16 protein-coding genes are annotated in these 19890 nt (G+C 44.7%); 6 read left to right on the forward strand and 10 right to left on the reverse strand.

What is annotated here, in order from left to right; all coding sequences use genetic code 11:
- Positions 1 to 375: 375 nt before the first annotated feature.
- Complete coding sequence (gene purL, locus A7985_RS16420) at positions 376 to 4260, reverse strand: phosphoribosylformylglycinamidine synthase (RefSeq protein ID WP_065791498.1); 3885 nt, start codon at positions 4258 to 4260, stop codon at positions 376 to 378.
- A gap of 243 nt (positions 4261 to 4503) precedes the next feature.
- On the opposite strand from purL, the gene mltF reads away from it, so the two are divergent.
- Complete coding sequence (gene mltF / locus A7985_RS16425; protein ID WP_065791499.1) at positions 4504 to 5886, forward strand: membrane-bound lytic murein transglycosylase MltF; 1383 nt, start codon at positions 4504 to 4506, stop codon at positions 5884 to 5886.
- Positions 5887 to 5978: 92 nt separating this feature from the next.
- Positions 5979 to 6143, forward strand: a complete 165-nt coding sequence (locus A7985_RS26545; protein WP_176716759.1) for a hypothetical protein — start codon at positions 5979 to 5981, stop codon at positions 6141 to 6143.
- Here the strand turns inward: A7985_RS26545 and tadA are convergent.
- Entirely contained in the window at positions 6134 to 6652 is a 519-nt protein-coding gene (gene tadA / locus A7985_RS16430) for a tRNA adenosine(34) deaminase TadA (protein WP_065791500.1), read from the reverse strand. The genes A7985_RS26545 and tadA overlap by 10 nt on opposite strands.
- Before the next feature lie 172 nt (positions 6653 to 6824).
- Between tadA and A7985_RS16435 the strand changes: the two genes are divergently transcribed.
- Positions 6825 to 8129, forward strand: coding sequence for an inosine/guanosine kinase (locus A7985_RS16435; protein ID WP_065791501.1), 1305 nt, complete (start codon positions 6825 to 6827; stop codon positions 8127 to 8129).
- Between the two features lie 37 nt (positions 8130 to 8166).
- Here A7985_RS16435 and glsB read toward each other — a convergent pair whose 3' ends face one another.
- The 8 genes from glsB to A7985_RS16475 form a co-directional block, all read right to left on the reverse strand.
- Positions 8167 to 9084: a glutaminase B gene (glsB, locus tag A7985_RS16440; protein WP_065791502.1), complete on the reverse strand. Its 918-nt coding sequence runs from the start codon at positions 9082 to 9084 to the stop codon at positions 8167 to 8169.
- 113 nt (positions 9085 to 9197) lie between these two features.
- Positions 9198 to 9761: a phosphoribosyltransferase gene (locus tag A7985_RS16445; protein WP_065791503.1), complete on the reverse strand. Its 564-nt coding sequence runs from the start codon at positions 9759 to 9761 to the stop codon at positions 9198 to 9200.
- 231 nt (positions 9762 to 9992) lie between these two features.
- On the reverse strand, positions 9993 to 12287 hold the full coding sequence (gene parC / locus A7985_RS16450) for a DNA topoisomerase IV subunit A (RefSeq protein ID WP_065791504.1): 2295 nt from the start codon (positions 12285 to 12287) through the stop codon (positions 9993 to 9995).
- 18 nt (positions 12288 to 12305) lie between these two features.
- Positions 12306 to 14195, reverse strand: a complete 1890-nt coding sequence (gene parE / locus A7985_RS16455; RefSeq protein WP_065791505.1) for a DNA topoisomerase IV subunit B — start codon at positions 14193 to 14195, stop codon at positions 12306 to 12308.
- A 32-nt stretch (positions 14196 to 14227) separates the two neighbouring features.
- A complete protein-coding gene (locus A7985_RS16460; protein ID WP_065791506.1) occupies positions 14228 to 14785 on the reverse strand; it encodes a YqiA/YcfP family alpha/beta fold hydrolase in 558 nt (185 codons plus the stop codon).
- A complete protein-coding gene (locus A7985_RS16465) occupies positions 14770 to 15534 on the reverse strand; it encodes a metallophosphoesterase (protein WP_065791507.1) in 765 nt (254 codons plus the stop codon). The genes A7985_RS16460 and A7985_RS16465 overlap by 16 nt, the downstream gene beginning before the upstream one ends.
- On the reverse strand, positions 15521 to 15991 hold the full coding sequence (locus A7985_RS16470; RefSeq protein ID WP_065791571.1) for a DUF1249 domain-containing protein: 471 nt from the start codon (positions 15989 to 15991) through the stop codon (positions 15521 to 15523). Before A7985_RS16470 ends, A7985_RS16465 begins: the two co-directional genes overlap by 14 nt.
- Before the next feature lie 25 nt (positions 15992 to 16016).
- On the reverse strand, positions 16017 to 16640 hold the full coding sequence (locus tag A7985_RS16475) for an NUDIX domain-containing protein (protein ID WP_065791508.1): 624 nt from the start codon (positions 16638 to 16640) through the stop codon (positions 16017 to 16019).
- A gap of 210 nt (positions 16641 to 16850) precedes the next feature.
- Here A7985_RS16475 and tolC point away from each other — a divergent pair, with 210 nt between their 5' ends.
- The 3 genes from tolC to A7985_RS16490 all read left to right on the forward strand — a co-directional run bounded on the left by tolC (position 16851) and on the right by A7985_RS16490 (position 19884).
- The gene (tolC, locus tag A7985_RS16480) at positions 16851 to 18200 is read left to right on the forward strand and encodes an outer membrane channel protein TolC (protein WP_065791509.1); all 1350 of its coding nucleotides are present in this window, start codon (positions 16851 to 16853) and stop codon (positions 18198 to 18200) included.
- 122 nt (positions 18201 to 18322) lie between these two features.
- Complete coding sequence (gene lpxL / locus A7985_RS16485) at positions 18323 to 19249, forward strand: LpxL/LpxP family Kdo(2)-lipid IV(A) lauroyl/palmitoleoyl acyltransferase (protein WP_065791510.1); 927 nt, start codon at positions 18323 to 18325, stop codon at positions 19247 to 19249.
- Positions 19250 to 19275: 26 nt separating this feature from the next.
- Complete coding sequence (locus A7985_RS16490) at positions 19276 to 19884, forward strand: TcpQ domain-containing protein (RefSeq protein WP_065791511.1); 609 nt, start codon at positions 19276 to 19278, stop codon at positions 19882 to 19884.
- Positions 19885 to 19890 lie beyond the last annotated feature (6 nt).

Raw genomic sequence — 19890 nt, forward strand, 5'->3', positions numbered from 1 at the left:
CCTTCTAAATTTTAATGTTTTTGTTTCGATTATTTATAACGAATTTTAACATCAAAAATACATATTTTTTATTATTAGTTCCATTAGCTACCTTCGATTTAAGCGACAATACACTTTTTGAACCTGACAGGTTTGGCACTAAAACGAATTTCCCTTGCAGCTGTGAACTGATGAACCCACTTCGCTTCACTCTTATCGTCGATTTCACCACCTAGAGGTCGTTTTTCTCTAAATAATAAAAAAGGCCACCGAAGTGACCTTTTCAATAATCTAGTTGAGGCAGCGCAGACTAATTCGTCCTGACGCTGCACCCCGGTGCGTTATGCAGTCACTTTCTTCCTTGAAAAGCGTTCGAAACTTCGTTTCGGTTCAGTCTCACCCAACGTTCTTACGGGCGTTACGGAACATGCGCATCCAAGGGCTATCCTCTTTCCATTCATCTGGGTGCCAAGAGTTAGCAACTGCGCGGAATACACGCTCTGGGTGTGGCATCATAACTGTTGCACGACCATCCGTTGATGTAATACCAGTAATCCCCTCTGGTGAACCATTCGGGTTGTTCGGGTATTGTGTCGTTGGCTGACCAAAGTTATCAACGTACTGGACCGCGACCGTGCCAGACTCAAGCGCCGCTTTCACTGCCGCGTCATTTGCAAACTCAGCATGACCTTCACCGTGAGATACTGCGATTGGCATACGAGAGCCAGCCATACCTTGGAAGAAGACTGACGGGCTTTCTTGTACTTCAACAAGGCTGAAACGCGCTTCAAAACGCTCTGACTTGTTGGTTACAAAACGAGGCCAGTGTTCAGTACCAGGGATAAGTTCTTTCAATGTTGATAACATCTGACAACCGTTACACACACCTAAGCTGAACGTGTCTTGACGCTCAAAGAATGTTTGGAACTGGTCGCGTGCCATGTCATTGAATAGAATTGACTTAGCCCAACCTTCACCAGCACCTAGTACGTCACCGTAAGAGAAACCACCACATGCTACAAGGCCTTTGAACTCTTCTAGCGTTAGGCGACCTTCAAGGATGTCACTCATGTGTACATCTACTGCTGCAAAGCCTGCACGGTTAAATGCTGCTGCCATTTCAACGTGTGAGTTTACGCCTTGCTCACGTAAGATTGCCATCTTAGGCTTAGCACCCGTTGCAATATAAGGTGCAGCTACGTCTTCGTTTAGGTCGAAGCTTAGTTTTACGTTAAGACCAGGGTCTTTTTCGTCAAATTTGGCATCAAACTCTTGCTTAGCACACTCAGGGTTATCACGAAGTGCTTGCATCTTATAAGTTGTTTCAGCCCAAATAGTACGTAGCTCAGTACGTGTATTCGCAAGTACAGCTTCGCCACCACGGTTGAAGATTACTTTGTCTTCAGTGTTTAGTGCACCGATAGTGTGGCTAATTGCCGCAAGGCCGTTGTCAGCTAAAATAGCTTCAACTGCTGCGAGGTCGTCGTTACGAACCTGAATGACCGCACCTAGCTCTTCGTTGTAAAGTGCTTCGATGTCAGAACCTGTTAGGCTATCAAGATTTACAGTTACACCTGTGCGACCTGCAAAAGCCATTTCAGCAACGGTTGTGAATAAACCACCATCTGAACGGTCGTGGTAAGCAAGTAACTTCTCATCAGCGACTAGCGCCTGCATTGCGTTGTAGAAGCCTTTTAGTAACTCAGGGCTATCAACATCTGGCGTTTTATCACCAAGCTGCTTGTATACCTGCGCAAGACTTGATGCCCCCATGCGGTTTTGACCTGCACCTAAGTCAACTAAAATTAGGCTTGAGTCGCCCTTTTCAGTGCGAAGCTGAGGCGTGACCGTTTTACGGATGTCTTCTACACGGCCAAATGCAGTGATAACAAGAGAAAGTGGCGCAGTAACTTCTTTGTTTTCACCATTTTCTTCCCACTTCGTCTTCATTGACATCGAGTCTTTACCAACTGGGATAGTCAGACCAAGTGCAGGACATAACTCTTCACCAACCGCTTTAACGGCTTCGTAAAGACCGGCATCTTCACCCGGGTGACCCGCAGCTGCCATCCAGTTTGCAGATAGCTTGATATTCTCAAGGCCACCAATGTTTGCGCCAGCGATGTTCGTTAGCGCTTCTGCAACTGCTAAACGTGCTGATGCACCGTAGTTTAAAAGTGCCGCGGGGGTGCGCTCACCCATTGACATGGCTTCACCGTGGTAAGTATCAAACGCGGCTGCCGTTACAGCACAGTTTGCCACTGGTACCTGCCAAGGACCAACCATTTGGTCACGTGCTACTAAGCCTGTTACCGTGCGGTCACCAATCGTGATAAGGAATGTTTTCTCAGCGATAGTCGGTAAACGAAGTAAACGCTTAGCGGCTTCCTCTACGTCGATGCTATCTGTTTTAAGTGCTTCACCTTCAACTTGCTTTGACTCAACGTCACGGTGCATCTTAGGTGCTTTGCCAAGTAATACTTCAAGCGGCAGATCTACCGGGTTATTGTCGAAGTGGCTGTCCGCAACCGTTAAGTGACGCTCTTCTGTTGCTTCACCGATCACGGCGTACTGCGCGCGCTCACGCTTACAGATCTCTTCAAAACGGTCAAAGTCTTCAGCTGCTACAGCAAGTACGTAACGCTCTTGTGATTCGTTACACCAGATCTCATGTGGTGCCATGCCCGGCTCATCGTTCGGGATGTTACGTAGTTGGAATTTACCGCCACGACCACCATCGTCTACCAGCTCAGGGAATGCGTTTGAAAGACCACCCGCGCCCACATCGTGGATAAATGCGATTGGGTTTTCGTCACCTAGCTGCCAACACTTGTCGATAACTTCCTGACAACGACGTTCCATCTCTGGGTTTTCACGCTGTACAGAAGCAAAGTCTAGGTCTTCGTTTGACTGACCTGATGCCATTGATGACGCAGCACCACCACCAAGACCAATGTTCATCGCAGGACCACCTAGAGCGACTAGCTTAGCACCTACTGGGATTTCACCTTTTTGAACATGCTCAGTACGGATGTTACCAAGACCACCTGCCAGCATAATTGGCTTGTGGTAACCACGAACTTCTTCACCGTTGTGGCTGTTCACTTTTTCTTCGTAAGTACGGAAGTAACCTAGTAGGTTAGGACGACCAAATTCGTTGTTGAACGCCGCACCACCTAGAGGGCCATCGATCATAATATCTAGTGCATTAACGATACGGCCAGGTTTGCCGAAGTTTGTTTCCCACGGCTGCTCAAAACCAGGAATGCGAAGGTTCGATACGGTAAAACCAACTAGGCCTGCTTTTGGCTTAGAACCGCGACCTGTTGCGCCTTCGTCACGAATTTCACCACCAGAGCCTGTCGATGCACCAGAGAATGGCGCTATCGCAGTCGGGTGGTTGTGTGTCTCAACCTTCATCAAGATTTCGATGTTCTCTTGATTGTAGCTGTACTCACCTTCTTTATTCGGGAAGAAACGACCCGCTTCAGACCCCTTCATCACAGCTGCATTATCTTTGTATGCAGACAGTACGTTTTCCGGGTGCGTTTCATAGGTATTTTTAATCATTTTGAACAGCGATTTAGGCTGCTGTTCACCGTCGATTGTCCAATCGGCGTTGAAAATCTTGTGACGACAGTGCTCAGAGTTCGCCTGTGCGAACATAAATAGCTCGATGTCGTTCGGGTTACGGCCTAGCTTTTGAAAGTTCTCAACTAGGTAGTCGATTTCGTCATCCGCGAGTGCAAAACCTTGCTCTACGTTTGCCGTTGCAAGCGCTTCACGGCCACCGCCTAGAATGTCTACTGATGACATTGGACGAGGCTCTTCAACACGGAATAATTGACCCGCATCTTCTAATTGGCTGTGTACAGACTCAGTCATACGATCATGAAGTAGCTTAGACACGTCATTCAGTTGCGCAGCACTTAGGTCGCCTTCAACATAATAAGCGATACCACGCTCAACACGGTGTACCTTATTAAGACCACAGTTGTTAGCGATATCGGTCGCTTTTGATGCCCATGGTGAAATAGTACCGAGGCGAGGAGTCACTAATACCAGTGCGCCCTCTGGCGTATGCTCAACAGCAGTTGGCCCATACTTTAACAGCTTGCTCAGTTTATCTAACTCTGCGTCTGTCAGTTCAGCAGTTAAGTCAGCAAAATGCATGAACTCTGCATAAACACCAGTAACAGGTAATTCTGCATCCGCGCAGCTTTTAAGTATCTTTTGGACTTTAAAATCAGAAAGTGCAGGTGCACCACGTAGGATTAACATAGATATTTCATCCGGGGTTAAGGATTGAACGATATTTTGGGCCGCTATTATAGTCGAATTGACGCACAGATTTAACTCAAAATTGTCATTTATCGAAAAAAACCCACTTCACAAATTTCCATATAACTGCGAGCATACAATTGAGAGGATGCATTTTGGTCTTTACCTTTTGTTTTTTAACTTCTAACGAGATAGCTTACAAAGGCATTTAAGGACTCAGAAATAAACAGAATCAGGGTGGGTATGGTAATTTTTAGGTTCATTAACTTAGTTACGTTTTGCTTGTTAAGCATTTTACTCGGTGGTTGCGACAAAACGCCCCCTAATCAATTACAACAAGTAAAAGCAAGTAATACGCTTAAAGTGGGCATGTTAGTAGGTCCAGCAACTTATTACCAAGGCCATAGTGATGAAGAAGGGTTTGAATTTGAGTTGGCAGGTGCGTTTGCTCAAGAGCTAGGCGTAAAATTAGAAGTCATTCCTTTTTTCAATTTAGAAAAGCTTTTCGAGAACTTGGCTCGAGGCCAAATAGATATCGTCGCCTCAGGAATAAGCTTTCACCCAAGTCGCGATGAAGCCTTTCGCTTCGGCCCTTATTATCGCGAAATAAGCCAAAAGCTGGTCTACAAACAAGGCAGACAAAGGCCTAGACACTATGGTCAACTTGAAGCGCCTGTGACTGTACTTGCAAACAGTCATCATTTGTTATCCCTACAAGAAGCGAAAGTAGAGAACCCTAACTTAAAGTGGCAGACAACCACCCTACTCGATCAGGAAGAACTCCTATTGGGTATTCTCAATGAAGAGATTGATTATACAATCGTAGACTCACATTCCTTGGCACTCTTCAGACGCTACCATCCCAATCTAAGCATCGCGTTTTCAGTTACACAATCAGATCCTATTGCTTGGGTCATGAAGCGCCAAGCTGACGACTCCCTGTACGCTTTGCTGATGCCTTTTTTTGCGACAATGCAAAACAATGGTCAGTTAGCCACCTTAGAAGAAAAATATTTCGGCCATGTAACCCGCTTTAATTATGTCAATACCGTCGCTTTTGTTGAAGCGAGCAAACAAACCTTACCCAAATATGCCGAGTGGTTTATGACATACGCAAAGCAATATGACTTAGATTGGCGACTACTTGCAGCACTCAGTTACCAAGAATCAATGTGGAACCCCAGAGCCAAGTCGCCAACTGGCGTGCGAGGCATTATGATGCTCACGCAAAGTACCGCCAAAAGTGTCGGCGTTAAACACAGATTAAAGCCCGAGCAAAATATTCGTGGTGGTGCCCGCTATCTTGCCAATTTAATCTCTCGTGTTCCCGATGGCGTCAGTAACCCAGATAGAACTTGGTTGGCACTAGCTGCGTATAACGTAGGTATGGGGCATGTGCGTGATGCACTGAAATTAACGGTACAACAAGGGGGCGATCCAAACAGCTGGGCTGATGTTAAAAAACGACTACCACTGTTGACAAAAAAGCGCTACTATCGAAGCACAAGATATGGATATGCGCGTGGCGATGTTGCGGTACATTACGTTGATAACATACGTCGCTACTTTGACGCTCTGGTCTGGTTAGACGAAAACGGGGCGCTACCTTTCAGTTCCGGCGAATAAATTGCATCCCAGCATCATTGTCATAAGCCTGTCACAATAAGCAGGTATTTCTGTCACGCGTAAGTTTTTTCTCTCTCACAAAGGAGGTTCTGATGCTTAGAAGACGTCGAACTCATCAATTTAAACGCAACACTCGCAACACCAACCCGAATCGTCGCCGAGTTATGCTTAAAAACATCCACAAGAAAATTCTATTGCGCCGCCGTATATATTCACTACTTCAGCTTGCGGCAGACACCAAAGCGGCTCAACCTTGAGCCGTATTAGTTTGATGTGACTGACGCGCTTTTTTCGCCGCTTTATGCTCTTTCCGTCTGCGTTTAAAGAAATTTGATAACTTCTCTCCACACGCTTGTGCTAGTACACCCGAGGTTACTTCTGGCTGGTGGTTTAATTGTTGTTCTTGCAACAAATTCATGACCGAACCCGCGGCACCAGTTTTCGCATCACTTGCGCCATAAACCACTCGCTTTACCCGACCATGCACCAACATACCTGCACACATAGGGCAAGGCTCCAATGTCACATATAAAGTGCAATCAATAAGTCGATAGTTTTGAATTTTTTTCCCAGCTTCACGAATCGCCATCATCTCAGCATGTGCCGATGGGTCATGATGCCCAATTGAGCGGTTCCAGCCGGCTGCGATCAGTTCACCATCTTGCACAACCACGGCACCAACAGGGATCTCATTTTCGGCTTCGGCTTTATCTGCATAGCTCAGCGCTAAGCGCATCCAGTACTCATCTTGCTCTTCGATAGTCATACATAAAATAGCAACGTAAATTTGGGCTTTAGTATACCAGCTTCCATCGCAGAAACCGCTTGGTTACAGAATTATTGCTAAAATTACCAAATTACCATGGCTCCGCAATATAAAATTAGGCTATAATTCGCCGCTTTTTTTATTTAATGAGCTCACAACACACGGGTAAAACATGAAATTTCCGGGACACCGTAGGCATAAACATTATTTTCCTGTGGAAGATAAGGACCCACTTATCAACCACTTAAATGCTGAAGATCGCTTAAAGCGCAACTACATTTGCGGCATTGATCAAATCGTTGTCGATATTGAAGCCAAAGTCGATCAAGCGTTTTTAGATGAATTTCATCTCCAACGCGGTATGTCACAAGTCATAGACAATGATGTCACCAATGCGCTCTACGAGCGTTTGAAGCGTGATGACATGATTGATTACGAATTTGCTGGCGGCACCATTGGTAACACGATGCACAACTACTCAGTTTTAGCAGATGACCGCTCGGTTTTGCTAGGCGTTATGAGTGAGAGCATTGAGATAGGCAGCTATGCGTACAAGTTTTTATGTAATACGTCTAGCCGAGTCGACTTAGATCACTTGCAGCCAGTGGCTGGTCCAATTGGTCGCTGCTTCACCCTGATCGATGACAGTGGTGAAAGAACCTTTGCCATCAGTGCTGGTTTGATGAACTACTTGAAACCTGAATCGATTAGTCAGTCATTAATTGAGAATGCATCAGCTTTGGTGATCAGCGCGTACTTAATGCGTACCAAAGGGGATGAAACCATGACTAAAGCGACCATGCAAGCTGTCGAGTATGCAAACCAAGCAGGTGTCCCTGTAGTACTGACTCTTGGTACTAAATTCTTGATCGAACAAGACCCGCAGTGGTGGGCTGAGTTTGTCGAAAAACACGTCGACATTCTTGCTATGAATGAAGAGGAAGGCGAAGCTATCACGGGCTTTGACGACCCACTTATGGCTGCTGATAAAGCACTGGACTGGGTAGACTTGGTGATATGTACTGCGGGCCCAACTGGACTCTATATGGCAGGTTATGTTGAAGACGAGATGAAGCGCGAAACAGAGTACCCGCTTTTACCGGGTGCGATCCCTGAATTTAACCGCTATGAATTTTCTCGCGCAATGCGTAAGTCGCACTGCAATAAACCTGTTCGTGTCTATAGCCATACTGCCCCTTACATGGGTGGGCCAGATACGATTAAAAATACCAATGGCGCAGGAGACTGTGCATTAGCAGCTGTATTACACGACTTATCAGCCAATGTTTATCATCGTTTAAACGTGCCAAACTCGGCAAAACATGAGCAAGCAGCAATCACTTACTCTTCGCTAGCGCAAATTAGTAAGTATGCTAATCGCGCAAGTTTCGAAGTATTAGTGCAACACTCACCTAGGCTGTCTCGCGGCCTCCCAGAAAGAGAAGACTCGCTAGAGCAATCTTACTGGGATCAATAGAACACAAAGCGCGATACATATCGCGCTTTGCTAGGCGTTAGAAAATCGCTGTGCCGAGCTCTTCAGCTAGAAATTCTAACGCCGCGATCCCTGCTACAGAGTTCCCGACTTTATCAAGCCCCGGCGACCACACCGCGATAGTAAAACGTGCTGGCACTACGGCAATTATTGCACCAGAAACACCAGATTTACCCGGCATACCAACACGGTAACCAAAGTCACCTGCCGCATCATAAAGCCCACTGGTAAATAGCAACGAGTTCAATTGCTTTACTTGCTTTGCTGGCAATATTTGTTGATCTGTCTGGGTACAGACACCACTGTTAGAGAGATATGAAAAGCACCTTGCCAACTCAGCGACATTTAACTCAATGGCACAGAAGTTAAAGTACGACCAAAGCACTTCTTCTACTTCATTACTAAAATTACCAAATGATTTCATTAAATAAGCCATCGCAGCATTGCGATATCGGTGTTCATATTCCGACTGAGCAACGACTTTATTAATTGATAACTTTGGATTACCTGTTTGCATGCGATAGCTTTCAAGCATTGTGTGAATAGGTGCACTCAAACGAGAGTACAACGCATCACAAGTCACAATCGCACCGGCATTAATAAACGGGTTTCTAGGAATGCCATTTTCAAACTCAAGTTGAGTAAGAGAGTTAAATGCCGTGCCAGATGGCTCTTTGCCAACTCTTTGCCACAATTCATCTCCATAACGCTGTAAAGCGAGCGTCAAAGTCATCACCTTGGAGACTGATTGTACCGTAAACTTGGCATCACAGGCCCCTGCACAATAAGTTTCACCAGCTTGGGTTTGAATTGCTATCGCAAACTGTCCCAATTGCTGCTCAGCCAAAGCGGGAATATAGTCTGCGACCTGACCCTGCCTTAAAAAAGGCTGCACATGGGACACAGTACGCTCTAAAATTGATTGGTAGTCTGTCATACAAAATAGGCATAAATCACAATGGCTGGAGTGTAACAAATGCACTTATGCGCAGCCATAAAAAAGCCGCCGAAAACATGAATTTTCGACGGCTCATATGTGTAGTTCAGCAATTACTTAGTAAACAAATCTTTGATGTTAGCCAGATCTGACTTTCCAGCAATTAACTCATCTGGCGTTAACCCAGAGAGCTCGTGCGGAAATACCAACCATTCATCCGACTCATGAATATAGTAGTCTGGCGTCATAGGGACTTTCTTGTTAGTCGGCTTGTAATACGGGCAAGCGACACGAATATCTTTTGGCAGATTTAAACGCATCAACTCTTCCAGTTTTTCACGTAACGCATAAATGCTGCGTCCAGAGTCAAAAACGTCATCTACAATCAACAGTGAGTCACCAGCATTGGCATTTTCGATAATGTAATGTAAACCATGTACCTTAATTTCTTTAGACTGCTGGCCAATACCATAGTAAGAAGATGTACGAACAGCGATATGATCAGTTTCAATGCCTTTGTAATCGTAATACTCTTGCACTGCGATCCCAATAGGTGCGCCCCCTCGCCAAATACCAATGATAAAATCAGGACGGAACCCATCTTCATAAACTTGAGCCGCTAGACGGAAAGAATCCTCTAGTAGCTGTTGCGCCGTAATGTAGCACTTCTCAGACATAAAAACCCCGTATTGTCAGTGCGAGTGCCACCTTAAATCGGTGTCACTCTGAACAAGAATAACTTATAACCGTGTATTCTAGCCGAGTCGGATAGAAATTGCTTGTCATACATCAGGGTTTTTACTGCAAAATGACAGATTGACGAGGATCTGATGACAATTTACTCGCCTACAATGAGAGGGGGTTACAAAAAGAAAGCGGGCCAATTGACCCGCCACTATACTCATGATTTACGCTTCTGCATCACCTTCAATATCGGTGTCTTCGGTTGCTATAAACTCAATCTCAAAGTTATCAACTCGCTGTAAGCCTCTGGGCAGCTTATTACCCCGACGACCACGCTCTCCGAAATAGTGTTCCAGATCTGAATGTTTTAGAGTGAGCTTACGTTTGCCCGCATAGAGTGTCACAGCGCGCCCTTCAGGGACCACGGCAAGTACTTTTACAAACTCTTCTCTTGCCTGCACTTTGGCGCTTGGGATAGAGATAATCTTGTTCCCTTTTCCTTTGGCCAATTTGGGTAAGTCTCTGAGCGGGAACAGTAGCATACGACCTTCATTCGAAATTGCCATCAGACGATCTGTCGCGACATCATTAACAGCAATTGGTGCCATCAATTCAGCCCCTTTTGGAATGCTTACTAACGCTTTACCATTTTTATTCTTGCTCACTAAATCTGAAAATTCAGCAATAAAGCCATAGCCACCATCTGTGGCCATTAAGTACAGCTCTTGCTCTTCGCCCATAACGACATGCTCAAAGTTGGTCCCGGCAGCAAGATTAAAGCGACCTGTCATTGGTTCGCCCTGACTTCTCGCAGACGGTAAACTGTGCGCATCTGTCGCAAAAGCGCGACCCGAGCTGTCTAAAAAGACCGCTGGCTGATTGCTCTTACCCTTAGCAGACGCTTTATAGCTATCACCTGAACGATAATTTAAGCCCTCAGCATCAATTTCGTGACCTTTGGCAAAGCGTGCCCAACCTTTTTCGGACAGCACCACAGTTACGGCCTCAGATGGGATCAAATCCTTTTCGCTTAAAGCCTTAGCTTCTTGCCTTTCAATAACAGGCGAACGCCTTTCATCTCCGTATAGCTCTGCCGCTTCTTGAATTTCTTTTTTCATCAACGTCGACATACGTCGCTCAGAGCCAAGCGTTAACTCTAGTTTGTCACGTTCCTTAGAGAGTTCATCCTGTTCGCCACGGATCTTCATCTCTTCTAGCTTAGCGAGGTGGCGTAGTTTTAAGTCCAGAATTGCTTCAGCTTGTGTTTCAGATAATCCAAAACGAGACATCAACTCAGCCTTTGGATCTTCTTCGTTACGAATGATCTCAATTACTTCATCGATGTTTAAGAAAGCGACCATCAAGCCTTCTAAAATGTGCAAACGCGCCAAGACTTTATCTAAACGATATTGCAGTCTTCTGCGTACGGTTTCACGACGGAATATCAGCCATTCGGAAAGGATCTGTTGTAAATCTTTAACCTGTGGACGGCCATCTAACCCAATCATATTGAGGTTTACACGATAGTTTTTCTCAAGATCGGTTGTCGCGAACAAATGCGCCATCAATGGTTCGGCTTTAACACGGTTTGAACGTGGTACTACGACAATACGCGTTGGATTTTCATGATCCGATTCATCGCGTAAATCAGCAACCATTGGCAACTTTTTGGCTGTCATCTGGGCAGCAATTTGCTCAAGCACTTTTGCACCAGAGGTTTGGTGTGGCAATGCCGTAATAACGATTTCGCCTTGCTCTTCTTGATACACAGCACGCATCTTGATTGAGCCACGCCCTGTTGTATAGATTTTGCGAATATCATCTTTTGGCGTGATGATTTCAGCTTCGGTCGGGTAATCAGGCGCTTGTACGACCTCAAGGAGTTCCTCTAACGTCGTTTTAGGTTTATCCAACAACATACAACATGCTGTGGCCAACTCGTTGACATTGTGCGGTGGAATATCGGTCGCCATACCAACAGCAATACCAGTCACCCCATTTAATAAAATATGTGGCAAACGTGCAGGCAGTACCTGTGGCTCTTTCATCGTACCGTCAAAATTAGGTACCCAGTCCACGGTTCCTTGACCGAGTTCTTTTAATAGTACTTCTGAAAATTTTGATAAACGCGCTTCGGTATAACGCATTGCGGCAAATGATTTAGGGTCGTCGGCTGCACCCCAGTTACCTTGTCCATCAACTAGCGGATATCGGTAGGAAAAAGGCTGCGCCATTAATACCATGGCTTCATAACATGCGCTGTCACCATGCGGGTGGTACTTACCCAGCACGTCACCGACCGTACGCGCAGACTTCTTATACTTTGCGGCTGCGGATAGGCCTAACTCACTCATCGCATACACGATACGACGTTGAACGGGTTTTAATCCATCACCAATATGCGGCAATGCCCTATCCATTATCACGTACATGGAGTAATTCAAGTAGGCGTCTTCAGTAAAGCGCCCCATTGGTAATTGTTCTATACCCTGCAATGACAGGGCTTGTGGATCAGTCATGACACACCTTACTTCTTGTTATACCTCGGCTTTGTCGCCATGTTGCTCTAACCAAGCTTTGCGGTCGCCGGAGCGCTTTTTCGCCAACAGCATATCCATCATCTCCAGCGTTTTCTCTTGCTCGTCTAAAGTGAGCTGAACCAAACGGCGGGTGTTGGGATCCATCGTAGTCTCGCGTAGCTGCATTGGGTTCATTTCACCCAAACCTTTAAATCGTTGCACGTTTACTTTACCGCGTTTTTTCTCAGCTTCAATGCGGTCCAATATGCCACGCTTTTCATCTTCATCTAGTGCGTAATATACCTCTTTGCCCACATCAATACGGAATAACGGTGGCATTGCGACGTACACATGCCCCGCTTCGACTAACGTCGGGAAATGCTTTACAAATAGTGCGCACAACAACGTAGCGATGTGCAAGCCATCCGAATCCGCATCCGCGAGTATGCATACTTTGCCATAACGCAGTGTCGATAAATCCGCAGAGTCGGGGTCTATTCCCAGTGCCACTGAAATATCATGTACTTCCTGAGAAGCCAAAATCTGACCTGAATCGACTTCCCATGTATTTAGGATCTTACCACGCAACGGCATAATAGCTTGAAACTCTCGATCTCTAGCCTGCTTTGCCGATCCACCAGCTGAATCACCCTCTACTAAAAATATTTCTGAACGCTCGGTTTCACTACCTGAGCAATCCGTTAACTTGCCGGGTAATGCCGGACCGCTCGTCACTTTTTTGCGGACTACTTTTTTTGCAGCGCGCAGTCGCTTCTGAGCGTTGCTGATACAAAGTTCAGCCAGTAGCTCTGCTGTATCCGTGTGTTCGTTTAACCACAGACTAAACGCGTCTTTTACAATACCCGATACAAACGTTGCGCATGAGCGAGAAGAGAGCTTTTCTTTTGTTTGGCCTGCAAATTGTGGATCCTGCATTTTGACCGACAGCACATAGCTACACTTATCCCAAACATCATCTGGGGTGAGTTTGACACCACGAGGCAACAAATTACGGAATTCACAGAACTCTCGCATCGCCTCTAACAGGCCTTGCCTTAATCCATTGACATGCGTACCACCTTGGGCGGTTGGGATCAAGTTTACATAACTTTCAGCGATTGACTCTCCGCCTTCGGGTAACCAATGCAGTGCCCAGTCAACCCCTTCCGTAGAGCCGCTAAAGCTTCCTGTAAATGGCGATTTTGGCAGCACCTCTAAATCTTTGGCACTGTCACTTAAGTAATCTTGTAAGCCGGACTCATAATGCCACTCTTGGGTTTCTTTGGTTTGTTTATTGATAAATCGAATGCGTAAACCGGGACATAAGACAGCTTTTGCCTTGAGTAGATGGTTAAGCTTGGTCAAAGAGAAGTTGGCTGAGTCGAAATAGCTAGCATCTGGCCAAAATTGCACAGAGGTTCCGGTGTTGCGCTTACCTACACTACCGGTCACTTCTAAATCTTGAACCTTATCACCATTTTCGAAAGCAATTTCAAACTGTTGTGCGTCACGCTTTACGGTCACTTCAACACGCGTCGAAAGCGCGTTTACAACCGAGATACCCACACCATGCAAACCACCGGAGAATTGATAGTTTTTATTAGAAAACTTACCGCCGGCATGAAGTTTAGTTAAAATCAGTTCAACACCTGGGATACCTTCCTCAGGGTGAACATCCACAGGCATACCACGGCCATCATCTATGACTTGCAACGAGTTATCTTCATGCAAAATTACGTCAATTTTACTCGCATGACCGGCCAATGCTTCATCAACACTGTTATCGATAACTTCTTGACCCAAATGGTTAGGTCGAGTGGTGTCTGTATACATGCCAGGGCGGCGTTTAACTGGCTCTAAGCCGTTTAACACCTCTATGGCTTCTGCGTTATAATTTTGCTCACTCATAAATGCTACTGACTAAGTTATTTCTTTCTGTTTTAGTTAATTTTAAGAAAATTGGCGAGGCGATTAAAGTGCCTTTCAAAATTCATGAAACTGTGGTCTCCACCAAATTCAATTTTTGATGGGCAGTCACAGTAATACTCCACCGCTTCTTGATAGGGTAACACTTCGTCACCAGTTTGCTGCAATAACAAAATATTGCTTGGAGTCGTAAGCTGTTTTACATACATTTGTTGCAGTGCAAATACATGCTCCCCTGTAAGCTCATAATGTATATCTTGGTAGGGATTATACTGAGTTCCGAGGTAATCCCATAACAATTTATCCGGCCTAACCGCAGGGTTAACGACAACAGCCTTTAGACCAAAACGTTCTGACAAATTTGTCGCATAGAATCCACCTAACGAACTGCCCACCAATGCACTGTCATCATCTATCAGTTGTTCAAGCTGTAACATAGCAATACGGGGGTCAAAATGTAAGCGAGGGGTAATATATTCACAACGGTCGCGACAAAACTCGCCAAATTGCTGTGCTTTATAAGATTTCTCTGAACTATTAAAACCGTGAATATAAATTATCTTTCGAGCCATTTAACCTCTGTGTGTATACCTTGCTGAGACCAGTCAATCAACCTATATGCCGCACCTAAATTTTCTTGTTGCCACTGCTCGGTATGCTTGGAAAACTGAATGGACGTCGCGGGTGTAGCATAAATCTTAATACCTCTAAACATAAACTCATATTCATTGTGAACATGGCCATGAAACACGTTTAATACGTGCTCTGTTTGTATCAATCTATTGAGTAACTGAGGCCCATTTTCCAGCATATGTTTATCAAGATAGCCATCGATTGATAGAGGGTTGTGATGACAGAATACCAAACTAGGCACCTTAGCAACCGCTTCTATTTCACATAAATGCGTGCTTTCAACCCAACCAGCAGGTGTTGGCCCTTTACTATTTACAAGCAGTATTTGACCTAACTCAAACGCCAAACACTTGGCATGCTGAATTTGGCCTTGGCTGATTTTTGACAAGTAGTCAATCTCATCATGGTTGCCTGGTAACCAAAAGAGCGGGCACTCCAAATTGGAGTCCGCCAACAACTGAGCAAACAACTCGTACGATTCAAAAGTGTGGTCTTGTGTCAAGTCACCACCAAAGATAACAGCATCTACCTGTTGCTGTGACAAGGCCTCTAAAACGCCTCTGAAATGCTGCGCAGTATTCACACCAAAATACTCACCATGAATATTGGCGAACAAGTGTGTATCGGTAACGTGGGCAATGCGCAATCGTGCTTGGTTAAACGCATATTTTTCGTTAAACCAGCCCATTATTAACATCCCAATTTAATGGCACTCGACCATTTTCAACACACGCAATAAGCCAATCTGCTAAAAATGCATTCAGCTGATATTTTTCATCTTTATGGTGCATATTAGGGTTGGGGTAGCGATATGATGGTTTAACCTTTTGATGATAGTTGTGCTGCACAACTTCCGCGACTTGGGCATCATGATATAGACGCACCGCCAATTCAAATTCACCAATATGGCTACTTAAGCCGTGCTTTTGGCGAATCGTAATGTCTGTCGTATATTTCGCAACGCTATCAACAATAATATAAAAATCCATAGAGCCGATTTTAATTTGACACTGGGCGCCCACCTCTTCATTGGGGATTACCTTTAAAGCGCGCAAATAATTGCGCTCACACAAAGTAATGTATTTAGGTAGAGACTGAACGTAGTTTCGCCCAGGCACCTTTCCTTTTAACCCATAATCATGCATCAAATCAGACAAAATGACTCCCGTTTTACAACATTGTTGCTAGTTTCGATTTATTTAGCGCTAACCATTGTAGACTAATCACAGTGGCAGCGTTATCAATTTCCTCACTTTCCAATCTTGCCATAGCTTCGTCAAACGATAATACATGCGTTTTTATGTCTTCACCTTCCTCAGCCAAGCCAAAAATACCGCTTACATGTTCGCTTAAATCTACTTGTGCCAGATACAAATATAGACGCTCTGTAGAGCCGCCTGGACTGGACAAATATGAGCGCATATAGTGTAGCTTGTTGAGCTCCAAACCGGCTTCTTCTTGCGCCTCTTTTCTTGCAACGCCCTCAAAGTCCGAACTCCCTTCTGCCATTCCTGCAATACACTCCAATAGCCAAGGAGAGTCTTTGGTTGCCAGCGCGCCAATGCGGATCTGTTCAATTAACAAAACTTCATCCCTGACAGGGTCATAAGGTAGCACTGCCACGGCATGACCACGGTCAATCACCTCTCTACGGATTGGTTCAGATACACCGCCTGCAAAGAGCGCGTGTTCAAAGACATACTCTTTGATTTTTAAAAAACCGTCATACAAAACACCATTTGAAGACGGCTTCAATACAACATTGTTACTGTTGTATTGGCTAATTTCTTTCATTTTTAATCCTAGATTCATAAACAGGGGTTTAATATCGGTTATTTTATCCCCATATTGCAATATACGACATGGAAGGCCCGAAAGCCTGAACTGATAATGTATTATATTCTGTTACACTTGTTTTGTTTTTATCCCTGAATAGCGCTTGGGAATTTGCATAAAAACAAGGTAACATGCTGACAATAAAATTGTCTAAGGACTGCACAAATAATGAAAAAAACCATTTTATCTATGTTGGTTGGCTTGACCTGTGCACTGTCAAGTAACCACTCTTACGCAGAAGACTTGCTTCAAGTTTACGACATTGCAACTGCAAATGATCCGACTGTGTTGCGTGCAAAAGCCAATGCTGATGCACAAAAGTATGCGCAAGATAGCGCATTGGGTGCATTATTACCTACTTTAGGGTTAAGACTAAGCTACTCAGACACAGACTCAACAGGTGCACTACCTACAGAGAATGACGAGTCTGGGTATACATTAAATGACAGCTACAGAGATACATTTTCTCGTACGCTGACTTTAAATCAAACAATTTTTGACCTGAGCATTTGGGAAGGTTTGTCTATCGCTGAAAAGCGCGCAATGCAATCATTGACTCAATACGAACAAGAAAAACAAAATCTGATTGTACGTATCGCGCAAGGCTACTTTGACGTGCTAGGTGCATTGGACGGTTTAGAGTTCGTACAAGCAGAAAAGCGCGCAATCGAGCGCCAGCTAGAACAAACGAAACAACGTTACGAAGTCGGTCTGACTGCAATTACCGATGTACACGAAGCACAAGCGCAATTCGACCAATCAGTCGCAAATGAAATCGTTGCACAAAACGAAGTTGAAACGGCCCGTGAAACTCTGCGTACTATCACAGGTAAATACCACGCAAAACTTGATAAGTTAAATACAGATAAATTTTCTACTGTAAAACCGAACAAAAATTCGGAAGACTTCATCAATATTGCGAAAGAGAAGAACCTTTCTTTACAAGTCGCCAAGTCGTCTCTCGAAATTGCACAAGATCAAATCGATCAAGCGCAAGCGGGACATTATCCAACGTTATCATTCCAAGCATCTCACGGTGACTCATTGACGAATACTCCGGGCAAAGAACTTGCGCCGCGTGCTGATGAAACGACGATTGGTTTAACACTTGATGTGCCAATTTACTCTGGTGGCAGAACAGTTGCTGCGACGGATCAAGCAAGAGCACTTTATGTTGCAGCTAGTGAAGATTTAGAAGCCTCTATGCGTAATATCACGCGTTCAGTTATTACTTCTTACAACCAAGTAATGTCTGACGTCGCGACTTACCGAGCTTTAGAGCAAGCCGTCGTGTCTGCTGAAAGTGCATTGCAAGCAACTGAAGCGGGCTTTGAAGTAGGTACTCGTACAATTGTTGACGTGTTAGTGAGCACTCGAAATTTGTATAGCGCGAAAAGAAACCTCGCAAATTTACGTTACCAATACATCTTGTCGACGCTACAGCTGAAACAAGCTTCTGGTGATTTAACACGTGCGGATCTCGAAGCAATTAATAAAGGCTTAGTTGCTAGCAATTAAGCAAAGCTTTATTGAGCCAGCTAAAACTGGCTCAATCTCCCCCCGCCGCACTTCACAACGCTTGAGCAAATTACGAGTTATCGATAAACTACACTCTTTTATGCTTGTACGAGAACACCACTTTGGTTCACAACCCTACCTTTAAATTAAAGTTTTTAGCACCTAAATTTTGGCTAACTTGGCTGGGTGTCATTGCCCTGTATAGCTTTTCTTGGTTACCCCAAAGTGTGCAATTTTCACTCGGGAGACTACTAGGACGATTAGTCCATCGTTTCGTCAAAAAGCGTAGAAAAATAGCCGAGGTCAATTTAAAACTTTGTTTCCCAGAAATGGATGAACAAACACGAAGCGCCATGGTATTAAAAAATATGGAAAATACCGGCATCGCTACATTTGAAACAGGCATGGCTTGGTGGTGGCCGCAGTGGAGAGTGAACCGTGCCGTTGGCTCAATTACCGGATTAGAGCACTTCAAAACAGCACAAGAGAATGGCAAAGGTGTACTTCTTTTGGTCCCTCACATGCTGCATTTGGAAATGCTCGGTAGAATACTTGGCACAGACACGCAAGGTATCGGCTTTTACCGTCCTCATAACAATCCCTTGATGGAATACTTTATGACTAAAGGGAGATTGCGTTCCAATGAGTTTTTAATTGGCAAACGTGATGTGAAAGGGTTATTGAAAGCGCTACATGATAAAAAAGTGTGCTATTACTTACCAGATCAAGACTATGGCAGAAAACGTTGTGAGTTTGCTCCGTTTTTTGCAGTACCTGATGCTGCCACAACCACTGGTACTTTATTATTTTCATCTAGTAAAAAGTGTGAGACATTAAGCTTAACAGGTGTTCGTGATGAGAAAGGTAAATACCACATCACAATACATCCTGCGATGGCTGACTTTCCAAGTGAAGACGAAAACCATGATGTCACACGCGTTAACAAAAGAATGGAGCAATCAATCATGCAAGCTCCTGAACAATACATGTGGTTGCACAGGCGATTTAAAACAAGGCCTGATGAGAGTGCTCCATCGTATTACTCGTAAATTACGAATAACTGGCGTCGCGTAAAATGGCTAAAAAAAATAAAAAACGTTTATCGGCAATGTGGTTTTGGACTAAGCATTTATCTTTAGGTGCTATCTTAGTATGGGCTGCTTATTACTTCCTTTACGGGAACATTCCCAAGATGGAGTTTAAGGAAACAACCAATGCTGCGGCACAGGGCCTGTCTCAGTTCTACGCAAATTTCCGCGATCGAATGAATGAGAGAGACACCGAGCGTGATAAGTTTGTGATGGAAATTGGCAAGCCCACTTTTCCGCTGGATGACGCACTCGCCCAACGGGAACTTGTCGTAAAGCCTACGCATCAAAGATGGACTGGGGAGTCACAACCGCGACGTTTTGAAATGGGGAATACCCTTAAGAGTGTCTTAACTAACTACGCCAAACAAGAAGACATTGAATTATTCTGGTACCTCAGCAAAGACTATGTAGTAAAGCAAAACTTTAGAGTGGACTCTGATTTTGTGAGTGCGCTTTATCAAGTCGGCAGAGCCATTAACGATGATTTCGAATATGAGGTGTATACTTTCTTCTGCCACCGTCAAAGAGCTGCGGTGATCACTGAGAACCCATCTATTTTTGTAAGAGAAAATTGTCGCAGACTCAATAATTAGGCGTAT

This window comes from Pseudoalteromonas luteoviolacea (assembly GCF_001696455.1).
Taxonomy (GTDB): domain Bacteria; phylum Pseudomonadota; class Gammaproteobacteria; order Enterobacterales; family Alteromonadaceae; genus Pseudoalteromonas; species Pseudoalteromonas luteoviolacea_C.

Bases quoted from the DNA above. Each gene is read 5' to 3' on its own strand.
- A7985_RS16435 (WP_065791501.1), top strand. From the start codon at position 6,825: ATGAAATTTCCGGGACACCGTAGGCATAAACATTATTTTCCTGTGGAA.
- tolC (WP_065791509.1), top strand. From the start codon at position 16,851: ATGAAAAAAACCATTTTATCTATGTTGGTTGGCTTGACCTGTGCACTG.
- A7985_RS16460 (WP_065791506.1), bottom strand. From the start codon at position 14,785: ATGGCTCGAAAGATAATTTATATTCACGGTTTTAATAGTTCAGAGAAA.
- tadA (WP_065791500.1), bottom strand. From the start codon at position 6,652: ATGACTATCGAAGAGCAAGATGAGTACTGGATGCGCTTAGCGCTGAGC.
- purL (WP_065791498.1), bottom strand. From the start codon at position 4,260: ATGTTAATCCTACGTGGTGCACCTGCACTTTCTGATTTTAAAGTCCAA.
- parC (WP_065791504.1), bottom strand. From the start codon at position 12,287: ATGACTGATCCACAAGCCCTGTCATTGCAGGGTATAGAACAATTACCA.
- mltF (WP_065791499.1), top strand. From the start codon at position 4,504: ATGGTAATTTTTAGGTTCATTAACTTAGTTACGTTTTGCTTGTTAAGC.
- A7985_RS16475 (WP_065791508.1), bottom strand. From the start codon at position 16,640: ATGAAAGAAATTAGCCAATACAACAGTAACAATGTTGTATTGAAGCCG.
- parE (WP_065791505.1), bottom strand. From the start codon at position 14,195: ATGAGTGAGCAAAATTATAACGCAGAAGCCATAGAGGTGTTAAACGGC.
- A7985_RS26545 (WP_176716759.1), top strand. From the start codon at position 5,979: ATGCTTAGAAGACGTCGAACTCATCAATTTAAACGCAACACTCGCAAC.
- A7985_RS16490 (WP_065791511.1), top strand. From the start codon at position 19,276: ATGGCTAAAAAAAATAAAAAACGTTTATCGGCAATGTGGTTTTGGACT.
- A7985_RS16470 (WP_065791571.1), bottom strand. From the start codon at position 15,991: ATGCATGATTATGGGTTAAAAGGAAAGGTGCCTGGGCGAAACTACGTT.
- A7985_RS16445 (WP_065791503.1), bottom strand. From the start codon at position 9,761: ATGTCTGAGAAGTGCTACATTACGGCGCAACAGCTACTAGAGGATTCT.
- glsB (WP_065791502.1), bottom strand. From the start codon at position 9,084: ATGACAGACTACCAATCAATTTTAGAGCGTACTGTGTCCCATGTGCAG.
- A7985_RS16465 (WP_065791507.1), bottom strand. From the start codon at position 15,534: ATGGGCTGGTTTAACGAAAAATATGCGTTTAACCAAGCACGATTGCGC.